Source organism: Planomicrobium stackebrandtii (assembly GCF_030814955.1).
GTDB lineage: Bacteria > Bacillota > Bacilli > Bacillales_A > Planococcaceae > Planococcus > Planococcus stackebrandtii.
The window spans coordinates 523599-540267 of the sequence record NZ_JAUSWB010000002.1 but is presented as its reverse complement, the minus strand read 5'-3'; the positions used below and the strand labels follow the sequence as shown (position 1 = coordinate 540267).

General features: G+C 41.1%; 14 protein-coding genes and 1 pseudogene. 1 reads left to right on the top strand and 14 read right to left on the bottom strand.

From position 1 onward, the window contains the following. The 11 genes from QOZ98_RS06110 to QOZ98_RS06060 form a co-directional block, all read right to left on the bottom strand. A partial coding sequence (locus QOZ98_RS06110; RefSeq protein WP_308786587.1) for a hypothetical protein occupies window positions 1-461 on the bottom strand: 461 nt, incomplete at its 3' end. Between the two features lie 163 nt (window positions 462-624). Further along, window positions 625-3324 (bottom strand): S8 family serine peptidase, encoded by a 2700-nt coding sequence (locus tag QOZ98_RS06105; RefSeq protein WP_308786586.1) that lies wholly within the window; start codon window positions 3322-3324, stop codon window positions 625-627. Between the two features lie 231 nt (window positions 3325-3555). Then, window positions 3556-4404, bottom strand: a complete 849-nt coding sequence (locus tag QOZ98_RS06100) for an alpha/beta fold hydrolase (protein WP_308786585.1) — start codon at window positions 4402-4404, stop codon at window positions 3556-3558. A 22-nt stretch (window positions 4405-4426) separates the two neighbouring features. Beyond that, window positions 4427-5317, bottom strand: coding sequence for an ABC transporter permease (locus QOZ98_RS06095; protein WP_308786584.1), 891 nt, complete (start codon window positions 5315-5317; stop codon window positions 4427-4429). 17 nt (window positions 5318-5334) lie between these two features. Then, window positions 5335-6282: an ABC transporter permease gene (locus QOZ98_RS06090; RefSeq protein WP_308786583.1), complete on the bottom strand. Its 948-nt coding sequence runs from the start codon at window positions 6280-6282 to the stop codon at window positions 5335-5337. A 67-nt stretch (window positions 6283-6349) separates the two neighbouring features. Then, complete coding sequence (locus tag QOZ98_RS06085; RefSeq protein WP_308786582.1) at window positions 6350-7990, bottom strand: ABC transporter substrate-binding protein; 1641 nt, start codon at window positions 7988-7990, stop codon at window positions 6350-6352. Between the two features lie 19 nt (window positions 7991-8009). Further along, a complete protein-coding gene (locus QOZ98_RS06080; RefSeq protein WP_308786581.1) occupies window positions 8010-9233 on the bottom strand; it encodes a dipeptidase in 1224 nt (407 codons plus the stop codon). A 59-nt stretch (window positions 9234-9292) separates the two neighbouring features. After that, a complete protein-coding gene (locus tag QOZ98_RS06075) occupies window positions 9293-10363 on the bottom strand; it encodes an ABC transporter ATP-binding protein (RefSeq protein WP_308786580.1) in 1071 nt (356 codons plus the stop codon). Further along, a complete protein-coding gene (locus QOZ98_RS06070; protein WP_308786579.1) occupies window positions 10332-11378 on the bottom strand; it encodes an ABC transporter ATP-binding protein in 1047 nt (348 codons plus the stop codon). Before QOZ98_RS06070 ends, QOZ98_RS06075 begins: the two co-directional genes overlap by 32 nt. 17 nt (window positions 11379-11395) lie before the next feature. Beyond that, window positions 11396-12184 carry an IclR family transcriptional regulator gene (locus tag QOZ98_RS06065; protein ID WP_308786578.1) on the bottom strand — a complete coding sequence of 263 codons (789 nt, stop codon included), beginning with the start codon at window positions 12182-12184 and terminating at the stop codon, window positions 11396-11398. A gap of 273 nt (window positions 12185-12457) precedes the next feature. Further along, a complete protein-coding gene (locus QOZ98_RS06060; protein ID WP_308786577.1) occupies window positions 12458-12649 on the bottom strand; it encodes an S-layer homology domain-containing protein in 192 nt (63 codons plus the stop codon). Window positions 12650-13078: 429 nt separating this feature from the next. On the opposite strand from QOZ98_RS06060, the gene QOZ98_RS18910 reads away from it, so the two are divergent. Next, window positions 13079-13573 carry a TM2 domain-containing protein gene (locus tag QOZ98_RS18910; protein WP_407676699.1) on the top strand — a complete coding sequence of 165 codons (495 nt, stop codon included), beginning with the start codon at window positions 13079-13081 and terminating at the stop codon, window positions 13571-13573. Between the two features lie 363 nt (window positions 13574-13936). On the opposite strand, the gene QOZ98_RS06050 is transcribed toward QOZ98_RS18910, so the two are convergent. From QOZ98_RS06050 to QOZ98_RS06040, 3 genes and pseudogenes are all read right to left on the bottom strand, one after another. Next, window positions 13937-15628, bottom strand: coding sequence for an S-layer homology domain-containing protein (locus QOZ98_RS06050; protein ID WP_308786576.1), 1692 nt, complete (start codon window positions 15626-15628; stop codon window positions 13937-13939). Between the two features lie 492 nt (window positions 15629-16120). Next, on the bottom strand, window positions 16121-16249 hold the full coding sequence (locus QOZ98_RS06045; protein ID WP_308786598.1) for a transposase domain-containing protein: 129 nt from the start codon (window positions 16247-16249) through the stop codon (window positions 16121-16123). Between the two features lie 72 nt (window positions 16250-16321). Then, window positions 16322-16635, bottom strand: a pseudogene (locus tag QOZ98_RS06040) (IS66 family transposase); the annotation flags it as partial. Window positions 16636-16669 lie beyond the last annotated feature (34 nt).

Genomic DNA, 16669 nt, shown 5'->3' with positions numbered 1-16669 from the left:
GTAGGAGCAATTCCATCTCCATCAGCGTTTATTACACTAAAATCCAAGTTTTCTTCGAAAACATTCGAATAATACATCTCATAGTTCGAAGCGTTATCGTATGCCGCTACATAATTAAATTTCCAAAGTCCCCCTTCATCCATTGCTCCTACGGTGTAAGAACCTTCAAATAGACCACTGACTTCATTCAAGTATAACCTGATGCTAATTCCTCGATTTCCAGACGGAGGATCAAAACTTGCATTCAGGTATTTCACTCCCGAATTATCATCTTCTGCCTGGGCTTTTACTGTTATTGCTTCTCCAACAGATACTTCCTTAGAAGATACATTAATATTTTTAACTATTGGGGGAGAACCGTCTCCTTCCGCTAAAGTCGGAGAAATACTGAACACAAGTTGAAACATCAATATAAGTATTAAAAATGAAGCTACTTTTTTCATTTTAGGTCTTTTGACCATTACTAATAACCACCAATCCTGATTTTATTGAAATATGTACCATATTTATTATATAGTTATTCCGCCACGATTATAAGAGTAACTTACTATTAGTGTCGAATAAGTTTATACATAAGAAAAGTCACTCGGGATTTAGAATCCCAAGTGACTTTTCTCAAAATATTTACCTAAAGTCTTCATTCATCGCTCGTGCCAAGAACACCGAGTACTCGGCTCTTGTTGTAGAAGCGCCAGGTCGGAACGTCTCGTCCGGGAATCCGGTGGTAATGCCGTTTTCATACAGCCCCGAAATATACCCTTTTGCCCAATGACCTGCTTTTACATCATTGAAATGGTTCTTGTCGCTTGCATCCAGTTCATATGCGATGCTGATGACCTTGGCCATTTCAGAACGCTTCAAAACATCATTTGGCGCAAAAGTGCCATCCGGGTTCCCAGTGAACAAACCTGCTTTGGTCACGGCCGCAATGTAGTTTTTGCCCCAATGCTTATCTGGAACGTCTTTGTAGCCAGAAGAAACGTCTTCAATCGGTAAATCCAATGCCAAAGCCAGCATCTTCGCCGCTTCTGCACGTGTCGTATCCTTGTCAGGTTGGAAACCGCCATTCGGGTAGCCGCCAATAATTTGGTCATCCCCTAAGTACATGATTTCATCCAATGCCCAATGAACCACTTTCAAGTCAGGGAAGTTGCCGTCGACGACTGTGACGCTAATGGCCGCACTGCTGTTGCCATCAGCATCCATTGCGGTAATGGACAGATTCGTTCCGACTTTTTGTTTCTTGATGTTCACTTCATAGCTGCCTTTGGAATCGGTTGTTGCCGTTCCGATGGTAGTTGAGCCGTTTTTCACACTCACTATAGACGCCGCTTCCGCTGTTCCGATGATGCGTGTGGAGTGATGTGTCACCTTGTTCTCGAATGAAAGGGCTGGAGCTGTGCCGTCTACGACTCCGGTTTCTCTTGCTGAGCTGACATTTCCAGCCGAGTCTGTGGCAGTTACCGATAAAGCCGTGCCTGTTTGTTGCTTAGCAACCGCAATAGAGTATGCTCCGTTGCTTGCCGCTACAGCTTCGCCTAATAAAACACCTTTTGATATAACTTTCACAGTTGATCCGGCCTCTGCCGTTCCCGTTACTTTAACAGCGCCTGCAATTACTTTGTCGACTACTGGTTTTGCCGGGGGTGTGGCGTCTGTCACTGTAGTATATGTGGATTCACTGATGTTCCCTGCATCATCCATAACATAAAGCACCAGCTCCGTACCCGCAGCCAACCGTTCAATTGAGCTTTCGAAATGACCATTGCCGTTCACCTGTATGGTATTGATGATGGCATCATTGGCCAAGATCGTTAATTCTGAGTTCGCTTCTGCTGTTCCTGTAATGGATGTCGATTGATCTGTCACTTTTTGAACTATTGGTTTATCTGGAGACGTGGCATCCACTACTACTCGTTCCGTAGCTTCACTTTCATTTCCATTCGCATCCATGACAGACACGTACAATCTAGTTCCGGCGATTTGCTTAGGAATCTCCATTTCAAAGTAAGAATAACTTGAATATCCTTCCTGCGAAGAAATTATAGTACCAGCTTGATCGCGAACAATAACTGTTCCATTATCTATTTCAAATGAAAGATAACCCGAAATGCTAGTTGAATTATCCTGGATTTCATCAACTGCAGGTGAAGGAATATCTACAATCTTCAATGCCTGTCTAGCGTTAACCAATCCGTTTCCATAGTAATAATCTTTGCCATAAGCGCCCAAATCTTTTGTAGTGGTCAGTAACCGAGTCACGACCTCATCATTCGTCAGATCTGGTTCATTTGCTAAAACCAATGCTGCAACACCTGATACCACTGGCGCTGCCATAGAGGTACCACTCATCCAACCGCCTGAATTGTACGGAAGGGTCGAGTAGATGGAACTGCCGGGTGCAACAATATCGACATCATATCCATAGTTAGAAAAATACGACTGATAGTTTGAAGAATCTGTTGAACCCACCGAAATAACGTTGTCATAGGCAGCTGGATAACGTGTTTGGGAACTTGAGTCATTTCCTGCAGAAGCCACGATAACCAAGCCACTTTGATAAGCGTATTGAATCGCATTATTATAGGAAGTATTGTAAGTGTAGCTGCCAAGACTCATATTGATAATATCAGCACCGGACCATACAGCCTGGTAAATGCCTTCAATTACATCGGATGTATATGCCGTTTCTCCTTCAAAAACATCAATCGGCATAATGCTTGTTTGCGGAGCCACCCCAGTACCAAATGCATAGTTATCAATTGAACTACCAATGATACCAGCAACATGAGTTCCATGATCATCGACACTAAATCCTGTGTCTGAAGTAAAGTGTGGCGAAACAATCTGATTTGCTAAATCTTGATGATTGATATCGAACCCTTGATCTAAAACCGCCACAACAACATCAGAAGACCCCATGGTTTTATCCCAGGCTCTTTCTGTCTCTATATTTGTGTGATGGTATTGGTAGTAATTGAAATAAGGATCGTTCGGTGTGTAGGTCAGCTGAACCAAGTGATCAGGCTCTACACTTTCAATGTCTTTTCTTGCTTCTAATTCCTCAATAAAAGCATCAACCGTTTCCCCTTCCGGAACTTTTAATGTCGCGATTTCATCAGTATCCACAGTGTTTACAGTCACAGCATCCAAATCCTTCTGTTCACTTTTCACACTTTCTTTAAATGTGACGATGACTTGGTCCGTCTCTTTTGCTTGCGTGACAATCGGTTCTTCACCTTCAGCATATACACTAGTATTCAAAGTATTGCCTAATAAAACCACACTCAATAGTGCAGCTGAAATTTTCATGCCTCTTCTCATTCTCTTGTCTCCCTCAATTTATCCTATTATTGCTAAGATGTTTTATATTACCTATATTATTATACTTTATACCTAATAATAAATACTATGTAAGAAAAAATAAAACCAGCAAAGTCAGTAAAAGTACTGACTTTGCTGGTTTTTCGCATTTAGGATACTGCCGAGATTTCTCATACTAAGTTGTTTTGCCTAGTGGCGCAGTTTCTTCACTTAATGCCATTTATTGCGGTTCTATTTTCCAATCGGCGAAGAAACCTTGTTCAGGAACTCTCGAACAAGCACCAAATAATCTTCGTTTTCTTCATGCTGCGGGGAATGTCCGCTGTTTTCAAAAATGACCAGTTGCGAATTCGGGACTTTCTCTGCTATCAGTTCGGAGCATTCGACCGGGGTGATCCAGTCATGTCTCCCCACAGTCACAAGAGTAGGTACCGAAATTTTATAGAGGTCATTGTCTAAATTGAAATTCGGCTTATTATAGCGGAAGGCATAGTTATGTGTTTCATAGCGGTAATAAATAGAGTCGAGCCGCTTCTTTACCGCTTCTTCGTCAAACTCAACTGTATACAGCGGTTGGATTGCGGTGAACATTTCCTTCAGTTCTTCATTGGATTCTGTTTTACCAGCGAATAGCCGGCGGATGCCGTCTTCTTCAATGCCTGGCAAGTTGCTGTCTAATGCACGATCGATCGATAAATGATCAAAGCCGTTGTTCGAACCAGTGTCCCTTAGTAGCACATGGGTGACATTATCGGGATATCTTAAGACATATTCCAAAGTCAGAAAGCCGCCATATGACCCGCCAAGAATTTTTATCGGACCATCCACCAGTTTTTTTCGCATTTCTTCAATATCGGCCGTCCATTGCTCATGCGTGAACGGCGGGTTTCCTTGCGAGCGGCCTGAACCCCGCATGTCCATAAAGACCAGGCGATACTCATCTCCTAAAGCTGAAAAAGCCTTAATATCGCCGCGGCAATCGCCTAATCCAGGCGCTCCATGAATAAAGAAAATCGTTTCCCCTTCAGGATTGCCATGGACTTCATAATAGAGTTCATTGTCATTAATCGTTGCGAACAAATTGCATCTCTCCATTCTTAGATTATTTTTTGACGAATTTAGGGTCCAAAGCATCTCTTAGACCGTCTCCTAAGAAATTATAAGCAAGTACGACAATCGTAATGGCGACTCCCGGCAAGATTCCAAGAACCGGCGCAGTCCATATATATTGCTGAGAATTCTGCAGCATATTCCCCCATGTCGCAGTTGGTGCCTGAATTCCTAATCCCAGGTAACTGATGGCACTTTCCGTCAAAATAGCTGCAGCAATGGTCAATGTCCCGGCCACAATGATGGAAGGAACAATTTGAGGAATAATATACTTGGTTAAAATACGAAATGGCGTTGCCCCAGAAGCATTGGCGGCTTCGACAAACTCGTATTCTTTCCATTTCAACGTTTCACCGTATACAACACGCGCAATTTCCATCCATCCGGCTAAAGCGATGACCACGATAACCATAGTTGGGCTTGTGCCAAGCACGGTCAGTGCAACAAGGATAAAGAAGAAAGTTGGAATAGCCATCATGGCTTCGGTGATTCTCATCAGGATCGATTCAACCACTTTCCCAAAAAATCCTGCACAGGCTCCGACAACTGTTCCGATCAATAATGAAAACAGCATGGCAACTAATCCAACGATTAACGTTACTCTGCCTCCATGGAGCATACGGGCAAACACGTCGCGGCTTAAATCATCGGTTCCAAAAGGGTGTTGAAATGACCATCCTGCCAATGACCCCGCTGCCTGCAGTTCTTCAGGATTTACTGTCCAAACGACTGGTCCCAGAAATACCGCTACATGAATAAGCACCAAAAACCAAAATGAAGCATATGCGACTTTATTGTTGCGCAAAGCTTTTAAGACACTTGTTTTCCCTTGGCTCGGATTCGCATCAATTTCCCCAGTCAACGTCGGTTTTACTGATACCATCACTTCTCACCTCCTGTTCAAACATTTTTAACCCTAGGATCCACTCGAGAATACAGGATATCGACAAGTAAATTACAAACCACCACCACTACCGTAATAACCACAGTAACACCCATAACCAGCGGATAATCTCGGCCTCTTGCTGCTTCGATGATCAATGTGCCGATTCCGGTCCAGCCGAAAATGGCTTCAGTAATTACTGCTCCGCTCAATAGCCGCGGAATCAACATGCCAATGATGGTAATGATAGGGATCAACGCATTGCGAAGGGCATGAACGTATAAGACGATAGATTCTTTTGCCCCTTTTGCCCGAGCAGTACGAATATAGTTTTGAGAGATGACTTCAAGCATCGACGAACGCGTGAAGCGGACAATATTCGGCAGCACGGTTGTGGTTAAGATTAGGACAGGCAAGATTAAATGGGATACATATCCCCATAGACTAAACTCTCCCCCTCTAGAACCTACTCCAGAAGAAGGAAGCCATCCCAAATTTATCGAAAACAGCAAAATCAGCATAAGGCCTAACCAGAATGCCGGCACTGATAACCCAATGACACTAAAAAAATTGATGACATGGTCTTGGGCTTTTCCACGCTTGATCGCGGATAATACCCCTAAGAATATTCCAAGCAAGACAGAAATTATAATGGTGAAGACAGTCAGTTCAATCGTATAGGGAAGCCGTTCTAAAATACGCTGGGTAACGGGTTCGCTCGTATTAAAAGAAACTCCAAGGTCACCTTGTACAGCATTCGTGATCCAGTCGACATAACGCACCAACACCGGTTGATCCAATCCTAAGTTTTCAACCATGGCTTGGCGTTCTTCCGCAGTTGCATCCATCCGCATGGTACTGGATGGCCCGCCAGGAGCAAGATTGATGAGAAAAAAAGTAATAATGGTGACAATCAGCAATAAAATTATACTCTGCCCTAATCGATTAACTAAAAATCTTAACATTTCATGTCCTCCTCCCTCTAGATAGTAGGAATGGAAGTGCACTCAAGAGCACACTTCCATTTTTTATTTATTCTTCAATGTACCACTTATGAATATGGTGAAGAGCGTCGCCAAAGGCCAGATCTGGAACACCTTGTAAGCTATTGACACGCACTTGTGCTTCTTGCGGATACCAAAGGAAGATATACGGAAGCTCTTCTGACATGAACTTTTGTGCTTCAATATAAATTTCTTTTCGTTCTTCAATATCGCTGGTTTGTGCACCAGCCTCTAATAGAGCATCCAATTCAGGATTTTGATAAGCCGGTATGTTATTTCCAGCTACACTATTTGAGTGCATGTATGCAGATAGATCCGGATCCGCAGGATATCTCCACCAGTTTAAGCTCATTTCATAATCGCGGTTTACGACCACATCTTGGATCATGGAATTCCATTCCATTGCATTCAAGTTGACGTCGAACCCTGTCGACAGCAGGTATTGCTGAACCATTTGCGACACTGCTTCTAAATCGCCTTGAATTCCGATTTCAAAATCGATTGTAAATGGTTCTCCGTCCTTATCAACAATCCCGTCGCCGTCCGTATCTTCCCAACCTGCTTCTGCAAGAAGTTCTTTCGCACGTTCAGGATCATACTCGTATCGGGTTACATCATCCGTATAATAATCGGCTAATGCAGGAGCGATTCCTGCATCGGCAATGGTTCCATATCCTTTCAGAACCGTGTCAATAATATTTTGGCGATCTATTGAGTGAAGAATCGCCTGCCTCACCCGTACATCCTGATACTTCTCCACTTCCTGGTTTGCAATGATCCAGAAGAATCGAGGAGTTTCACGGGCTTCCACCGTTACGTTTTCTGCACTTTCAATTCGATCAATCGCTGACAGGTCATCCAAAGCAAAGATGGATAATTCTCCGCTAAGCAGCTGTGCAACGTGTGTGTTGGCATCGGCCAATACTTTGTATTCCACTTCATCCAAAAGTGCAATATCGCCATAAAAGTCGTCATTGCGCTCTAACACAACACTTTGTCCAGAAGTGTAGCTCTTCAATTTAAACGCTCCCGTACCAACCGGATTTTCTTTATTAAACGAAGTTAAATCCCATGGGTCTTGCCCTTCAAAAATGTGCTGGGGAATAATTTCTGTATTAAAGCTCAAATAGGCGGGTAATGCTGCCACGGGGCTATCCATAATGAATTTGACCGTGTAATCATCCACTACTTGAACCTCTTGCAGCATCTGGAAATAAGAAGTGTTATTTGCACCTAACGTTTCATTCAATACAATTTCATTAAATGTGAAAGCTACATCTTCAGCTGTGAACTGTTCCCCGTCATGCCAAAGAACATCGTCTCTCAGATGGAAGGTCCATTCCAGTTCGTCTTCCGATGTTTCCCATTCGGTCGCCAAATCAGGAATCGGCTCTAAATCTTCACCGGTTTGGGTCAACCCGGAAAAAAGGACTCTGTTTACAACATTCGATTCCGCATAGGCATTGGGGTGCCACGGATTAAATGTGGGATCGGCTACAATCGGGATTGACACGCTGCCGCCTGATTGTGGTTCACCCTCTGCCGCTTGTTCACCTTCGCCTTCTGCACCTTGAGTCGAGGTCTCGTCACCGCCCCCATACGAACAGGCAGCAAGAAGCACGATGGACATCAATAAGGTGAATAAAACAATCCATTTATTGTTTTTCATCTTCAAATTCCCCCTTAAATTATTTTGCCCATGTTTCTTCCAGCACTCTGAAAATATTGCCTCCAGCTACTTTTCGGATATCTTCTCTGCTGTATCCCTTTTTCACTAACCAGCGGATAATATTCGGGAAACATTCAGCCGGATTTTCCAATCCTTCCACATATTCCACTCTTTGCATTCCGGCCATTTGTGCACTTTTTATAGAAAGCTTTCCGGACAGCAGCTCGTGCGTCCCTACATGATCACCAAAAAGTGTATCCGGCCCAAATGCTACGTGATTAATCCCGACCAGATTTGCTGTATATTCGAAATGCTCCATAAAAGATTCAATGTTGTGCTTTGGATGATTGTGGGTAATCGTCGAATGCGGAGCCGCTTCAATTGCGATGACTCCGCCTTTTGCCGCACACGCCACGATTACATCATCAGGCTTCATGCGTTTCGTATCCCATAGCCCACGTGCGCCAGCATGATTGATGGTGACAGGCTTTTCACTCGTTTCAATGGTATCTAGGGACGTTTGGTCGCCTGCATGGGAAACATCGATGGTAATTCCCAACTTGTTCATTCGTTGAACTGCTTGTTTTCCAAAAACTGTGAGTCCACCGTCATTCGGTTCCCTTAAACCCGCTCCTAAGGAATTGGCTTCAGAGTAGACGATTCCCATGGTGCGTATGCCAAAGCCATACAGAACATCCAGGCGATCAAGTTCATTTTCGATCATCGTGGAAGATTCCAACGCTCCGACAAAAGCGATTTTCTTTTCTTTTTTGGCACGATATAAATCTGCTATGCGTTCCGCTTTAATGACCATGTCCTGGTGTGCGATATCACTGAACCGAATTCCGATATCGTGGATTACATCTGACCATTTCCAACCGGCCTGCGAAGTGACCATTGCTGTTCCATCCATGAAGTTTTCAAAAATTACATCTAATCCAGATTGGCTTAATGCTTCAAACGCTGTCCAATCACGGCCTTGACGCCTGAATTCATAAAACTCCTGTAAATTATCCGGCATGATAAACGTATGTTCATGCATGGAAACCATATAATCTTCTTCCATAATGGTTTGCACTTGTTCTTCTTCAGCCGCTGAAACCGGGTATTCATAAGGCGCAACACGATCGTTTTCTTTAGAAAGCTTGTACTCTTTATAATCCGTCCCTGCTTCTAAATACTGAAAAGATTTGTAGCCATCATAATTTTTCTTGTTTCCCTGTTTTTCGATTCGCTGTGTCATACTTACACTCCTTTTGTTTTCTATGTTTTTTTATGAAACCATAGTTAAATAAAGCTGGACTATATCGTTACAGACTCTTGGCTTTGTTCTTTGGATGAAATTGCTTGTTTGAGTGTTTGGCCTTTTTCTAGTGGGTAATGGCATGCGGCAAAATGTTTATCACGAACTTCCAGTAACGGTGGCTCTTCAATTGCACAACGTTCCGTGGCGAGTGGACATCTTGTTCTGAAATGGCATCCTGAGGGTGGATTTGCAGGAGAAGGAACTTCTCCTTTTAAAACAATTCGTTCTTTTTTAAGGCGGGGATCGGCTTCTGGTACTGTAGAAAGCAATGCAGCCGTATACGGATGTGCTGGGTTGTCGAAGATATTATCCGTTTCGGAAAGCTCTACGATTTTCCCGAGATACATGACTCCGACCCGATCCGATATATGGCGAACTACATTTAAGCCATGTGCGATAAATAGCATGGTCAATCCTAACTCTTCTTTGAGTTTCATCAGCAAATTGAGAATTTGCGATTGCACCGATACATCCAAAGCGGATACGGGTTCGTCCGCTACGACGAATTCAGGATTCAACGCCAGTGCCCGGGCGATGCCGATTCGTTGGCGCTGCCCTCCAGAAAATTCATGAGGGTAATTGTGGTAACGGCTTGGATCCAAACCAACCAGTTCAATCATTTCTTTAATCTTCTTTTCTTTCTCAGCTCCTTTCGCAATTCCATGAATGTCATACATTTCACCTATGATTTCGCCCACTGTAAATCGCGGGTTTAGTGAACTAAAGGGATCCTGATAAATGATTTGCATCTGTTTCCGAAGTTTTCGCATTTCATGGCCTTTATACGCTAAAATGTTTTCTTCTTTAAAGAACACCTGGCCATCTGTTGGTTCTTGCAGTCTAAGGATATTCCGGCCCAGGGTCGATTTTCCACATCCTGATTCTCCAACAAGGCCTAAGGTTTCGCCTCTGTAAATTTCAAACGTTACATTATCAACCGCTTTGACTAGTTTCTTGGAACCGGTAAAATAACCACCTCCTTTAATCGGAAAATATTTCTTCAAGTTCTCGATCTTCACTAAAGGTTCTGCTTGTTCAGTAGGAAGGCTCTTTGATTCCGGATTCAATAAATTCACCCCCTTTTCTGTCGTTGCTCAATGAGTCGTTTTCAAGCAGCTGGTCTACATGCCAGCAAGCGACTTGCCGGGTTCCCCTGAATTCCAAAGGCGGCATTTCTTCATGGCATTTCTCGGTAGCAAATGGACACCGTGGAGAAAAGCGGCAGCCGTCCGGGACTTCATTCAAACGGGGAATCGAACCTTCAATCGAATTCAAAGGAACACCCCGCTCGCCATCCATTCGAGGCACTGAATCGAGCAGACCTTTTGAGTACGGGTGCAGAGGTTGGTCAAAAAGGTCCTGAGTATCCGATATTTCCATAATTTTACCGGCGTACATAATGATGATGCGGTCTGCCATCTCAGCTGCGACACCGATGTCGTGTGTGATCAGCATGATCGACATATTGCGCTCCCTGCGCAATGAGCGCAACAGTTCCAAAATCTGTGCCTCAATTGTGACATCGAGTGCCGTTGTCGGTTCGTCAGCAATCAGGAGTTCCGGTTCAGACGCCAATGCGATGGCGATCATCACCCTTTGCCTCATCCCGCCGGACAGTTCATGAGGGTATTGCTTTAAGCGGGCTTTCGGGTCTGAAAGCCCGACCAGCCGGATCATTTCTTCCGCTCGTCTCCAGGCCTCTTTTTTGCCGATCGGATAGTGGAACAGAATCGCTTCAGTGATTTGTTTGCCTACGGTGAAAACCGGATTTAATGCCGTTAGCGGCTCCTGAAAGATCATCGAAATCCTCGAGCCGCGAATTTTCCGCATCTCCTCATTGCTTTTCTTTGCCAGATCTTCGCCGTTGAACTTAATCGTCCCTTCACGGATTTTTCCGTTTTCAAATTCGACGAGGCGCATGATGCTCATGGCTGTGACACTTTTGCCGCTCCCGGATTCTCCTACGATGCAAATCGTATCCCCCCTGTTCAAGTCAAAGGAAACGCCATCTACAGCTTTTACAAATCCTTCTTTTCCTTGATAAGCAGTCACCAGATTGTCAATTTCCAAAATTTTATCCACTTGCAGTCACCTCGCCTTTAAATGAATTTTTTAGTCAGGAAGTTTCTTCTGGACGGAAAGTTCACCTTGCCTAAGATGGCGTTCAGTTTTTTCACATGCTCCTGCAGGATCGGCAGCTTTTCTTCGCTTTGTTCCTGAGATAAGCGATATTTAGGGCCCGCGATGCTTAATGACCCTAAAATTTGATGCTTGTTGTCAAACAGCGGGACCGAGCAGGCAGCCACATCGTCGAAAGTTTCTCCTTCGCTATAGCACCAGCCTTGTTCTTTCACTCGTTCCAAGTGCCCAAGAAACGTTTCTTTGGATTTGATGTGCTTGGCGCTATGGGCAACCCCTTCATCTACAATGTTATGTTGAATTTCAAGAGGAAGGTACGCCAATATCACTTTATGAGAAGCCCCGATATACAAAGAGCTTCTTTTTCCCACCGATTCCGCAAAGCGCACTTTTTGTTCACTTTCAACAATTTTGACAAACACCCCTTCCTCTTCATCCAGAATAGTCAGCACAACACTTTCGCCTGTCTTCAAGGCAATTTCTTTCATAATCGGCTGAATGATGCTCGATATGTTCAGATGCTCTTCCACCACATTATTCAACTCGATGAATTTAATGCCCAACTCATATTTTTTTGTTTCCGGGTTGCAGTACAAATAGCCTTTATCCTCAAAGGTCGTCAGAATACGGTGAACGATGGTGTGGTTCATGTCTATCTGACGGGATAATTCTCTTAGCCCCCATGTTGGCGTTTCAACTGTGAAGGCATCCAATATACTTAATGCCTTATCAACTGTTTTCGAACTCATTTGTCCTCATCTCCTTGGTTCTATAATCGAACCACTGCTTCTAATAGTGTTATTAGTTATAAATTTAACACTTTTTCAGAATAAATCAATAGATTTTATCAAAATATTCTGATTTCTTTATTAAGTGTTGGAGGGATTCCGCTTCAAAGTAAGTATATCGTTATATATGGAACTAACTCTTTAGAAGAACCAAATACGTATTGCCTCCACAAACCGAAAGAAAGCCCATTCCAGTTCTGGAATGAGCTTTTTACTATTTTCTTTGGAATCTGCTTAACGAAAATCTTCATTCATCGCGCGTGCCAGGAATACAGAATACTCTGCTCTGGTTGTTGATGCGCCAGGCTGGAATGTCTCACTTGGGTATCCGGTGGTGATGCCATTTCCGTAAAGATCCAAAATATAGCCTCCCGCACAATGTCTGGTTTTGATATCACTGAAATAGTCTGTTTTGCTCGATTTCATTTTGTGCACATTAGTCGAATAAAAATCACGTTTTACGTTTAGTTGAGAATACCAGATTTTTTCTAGCGGTTGTGACATCTTCAGCTTTTAATCAGATTGGATAATTCATGATGAGCTTTTACACTTTACATCGTAACCTATTGACGACAAATAAATGGGATTTACTCATAAGAATAATAACGTGACCCTATTATTCTTATGAGCAGCGCTCTAATATCTGAAGAGGTTCTCTAACAGATTCCAACAAAGTTGTACAAATTAATAAAAGTTATCAATATGGTAATATTTTAAAAATAGTAATATACATTAACTATTAACGAGGTTATAATATAAGTAATTTGAATTACTAAATATTTTAAAAACAGTATATTATGTTTATTTTTATACCAAAAAATAAGTTAAATTAATCAATTTTAGGAGATGAAGATATTGACTAATTGCTACGTTCATAAAGAAGCCCTTTCCGTTGGTACTTGTGTATCTTGCGGTAAATTTATTTGTGAAAATTGTAATACCGAGTTAAAAGGAAAAAACACCTGTAAAAAATGTGTAGATGAACTATTTGTAGAAAACCTAAGAAAAATGGACAAATTAGAAGATACCAGTAAAGCCCAACAACCTATGGTGTTTATGAATGCTGGAGGTGGCGGTGGTGCGGCAAGCTCCTCGTCAAGCGGGAGTGGAGACTTAGCACGAGATCCTGTTTATACAAAGAGCAAAGTAGTTGCGGGCTTACTTGCTATTCTTCTAGGAACATTCGGAGTCCACAAGTTTTATTTTGGCAAATGGATTCAAGGGATTCTGTATTTAATTTTCTTCTGGACATACATCCCAGCTTTACTTGGAATTATCGAGGGAATCCGATACTTGGTGTTGTCTGATGACGACTTTGCACAAAAGTATGATAAGGGATATAGAGCTTAACTATTGTCTACTTAAGTATAAAGAAGCCGCAACCGTAAAACCTCTAGGGTTTTACGGTTGCGGCTCTTCTTTTGTGATCAATTTCCGGTCAAATAATATTATCAACTTTGGGACATTAAGAAACAACATTAGCAATTTACACAAAATTGCTGTCCACCGAATTCAAAACTATAACCTTTTTAAGTTTCGAAGAGCTTTTGGATGGTATCAGTCATATGAGATTTCTGCATCTACGCTAATTAATACTCCCTAAATATTTGTAATAGATGCTAGCGTAATTAGAAGGAGCAGTTAAAGTATTATTATAGAAAAATGAAGCTTAACTGCCCTTCTCCACGTTTTCGTTATAACTAACTTCTGTTTTTATCTGAACTCACTATTTAATGCTCTTGCAAGAAACACTGAAAACTCCGCTCTTGAAGTAGCCGCACTAGGTCTGAAAGTATTGTCTGGATATCCAGTAGCGATGCCGCTTTGAGTTATTCCTGAAACTGATTCTGATGCCCAATGGGTGGATAGTACGTCTTTAAATACTTGCTCATTATTAGCTTCTAGATTATACGCTAAGGCCAAAACCTTCGCCATTTCAGCACGAGTAATATTTCTGTTAGGCTTGAAAGATCCATCAGCATAACCATTGAACAAACCCGCAGATGTTACTGCGGCAATATCACTACTTGCCCAATGGCCATTTATTAAATCTGAATATTCAGTCTTTTTATTCGAAGCCGGTATCTTCAGTGCAGTTGCAAGCATCTTTGCTGCTTCAGCACGCGTTGTGTTTTTATTCGGCTGGAAACTTCCATTGGGAAATCCTTGAACTATATTTTCTTCTGTTAGATATAGTATTTCATCATAAAACCAATTACTGAACTCTAGATCAGAGAACTTTTCAGCTACTACGGTTACAGTTGTTTCTTTGCTTACATTTCCAGCTGCATCTTTTGCTGTTACAGATAAAATAGTTCCTGCTTTTTGTATTGGTATTGAAATTGTGTAATTCCCACTACCTGTCGTTTTAGCGGTTCCAATTACTGTTGTTCCAGCTTTAACACTAATTGAAGATCCAGCCAGCGCAGTTCCTGTTATGGTTGTTGATGTACTTGTTGGTATATTTGCTAATGGTTTTGATATTATTTCTCTATCAGACAAGTAATAGTATCCTCCTATTAATATTGTTCCTTTTACTCCTTCAATTTCTTTTACAGCAATCCCATCTGTGATATTAGCGATAGAATCTACTTCGATACTTACTGGATTTTCACTTAACTTTAGATTTCTTAAAAATATTTTAAAACCATACTGTGCATTATCTTTTGTTGTCAAATTAGTAATCCGTATGTTCTGCAAAAGTTCTTCGGGAGTATTCGGTTCAATATCTATACCACTTTCTGGTAAAGTTCCATTTGTTTTTGAAATATTGGCATTGACAATTTCTAAATTCTTTGCAGATATTATAGAAATACCTTGCCTACGATTATTAATTAAAGTTGGATTTAATATCTGTATATTTTCACTAAATTTCGCTTCTAATGAACTTCCTATATAAATTCCATCTCCCCAGCAGTTAGATATATGTGGATTCTCAATGGTAATATTTTTTGCCCCCCTTATACTTATACCAAATCCCCATTCCCCAGTTTTCCCTAGGTGGTAATCCCTGTCACCTTGTATTTTTAGTTCACCCAAAATTTTTACATTTTCGACATCAATTATTCTGATAACTTCATAATGATCTCTATCATTTGCAATAGCTTTCAAAATAGAGTTTTTTTCAAAGTCTAAAGTAATATTACTTTTCAATACTACCGAGTTATTAGTATTTATCAGATATACACCTTCCGGAACCTTTACAATTCCTCCTCCGGCTTTGCTTTGAAAATTAATGGCATCTTGAAATGCTTTTGTATCATCCGTAAGGTTATTTCCTTTAGCACCAAAGTCCATCACATTTACAGTCTGTTCAGCTTTCACTTCAACCGAGAAAAACACCATAAAAGATAACAAAAAAATAGAAATAAATACCCACAAATTTTCATAAATTATTTTTTTCATATTTTTAATGCTCCTTTAGTTGTATTTTTTATAATTATATTTTAAATATATATATATAAATATCATTATTTTTGTTTTTTTTAAAAATAATATATAATACACATTATTTTTTTTACAATAAAAAATACTAAAGTCTCTTTTTTTTAACAATATATTTAAATTTTTAAATTTTTAGTTTTAATTAAAATGACTTTTTACTATAATAAAAATAGTTTTTTTAGTTATCTTGATTCATTTTAACCGAAAATAATATCCTATTTTTTTCTTGAAAAGTAATGATATACATTTATATTTCATATATTTTTTAACAAGTTATACTTTAATGAATATTTAGATATAATTTATTAGAAATTCCAAAACATTTTCTTTATTTGATACGTAAGTGTCAAATAGTGAACACGTTGTTTCTTAGAAAAGAAAATGCCTTTCCGTTTTTTTGTCGGAAAGACATTTTTTCTTTTGGATATAACAGCCTTTCGGAAGTACCTTCGATTAGGGCATGAGATAATCGATGTTCCGTTCAGCCGTCATGTCCAGCTGCGGAAGTTCTTCAAAAAGAAATTGAAGGTAGAAAAATGGATTAAAGCCATTCTCTTTGGTGGTCTCTACGAGACTGTAGATGATGGCACTAGAATTCGCTCCGCTTGTCGAAACGGCAAACAGCCAGATTTTTCGACCGATTAAGAACGGTTTAATCGACCGTTCGGCGCGATTGTTATCTACCTCGATATGTCCACCCTTCATAAACGTTGTCAGCTTGTAGTATCGATTCAACGAATAACTTATTACTTTGCCGGTTGCTGCTTGAGGGAAATGATTTCTTTTTGTTCATTTAGCCATGCTAAATAAGCATCCAGCACAGGCTGGCTGTCTTTTTGTCTTATTTTCAACCGCTCTTTTGCGTCCAGATTTTTGATTTTACGTTCAATCGTGAATAATTGTTTAAAGAAGTTGAGTCCCTTTTGGGCAATCGTCGAACGGGCAGCACTTGATGATGGACTCTTCAATGTCTACAGCGCCTCATCGAATTTCCGGCGGACA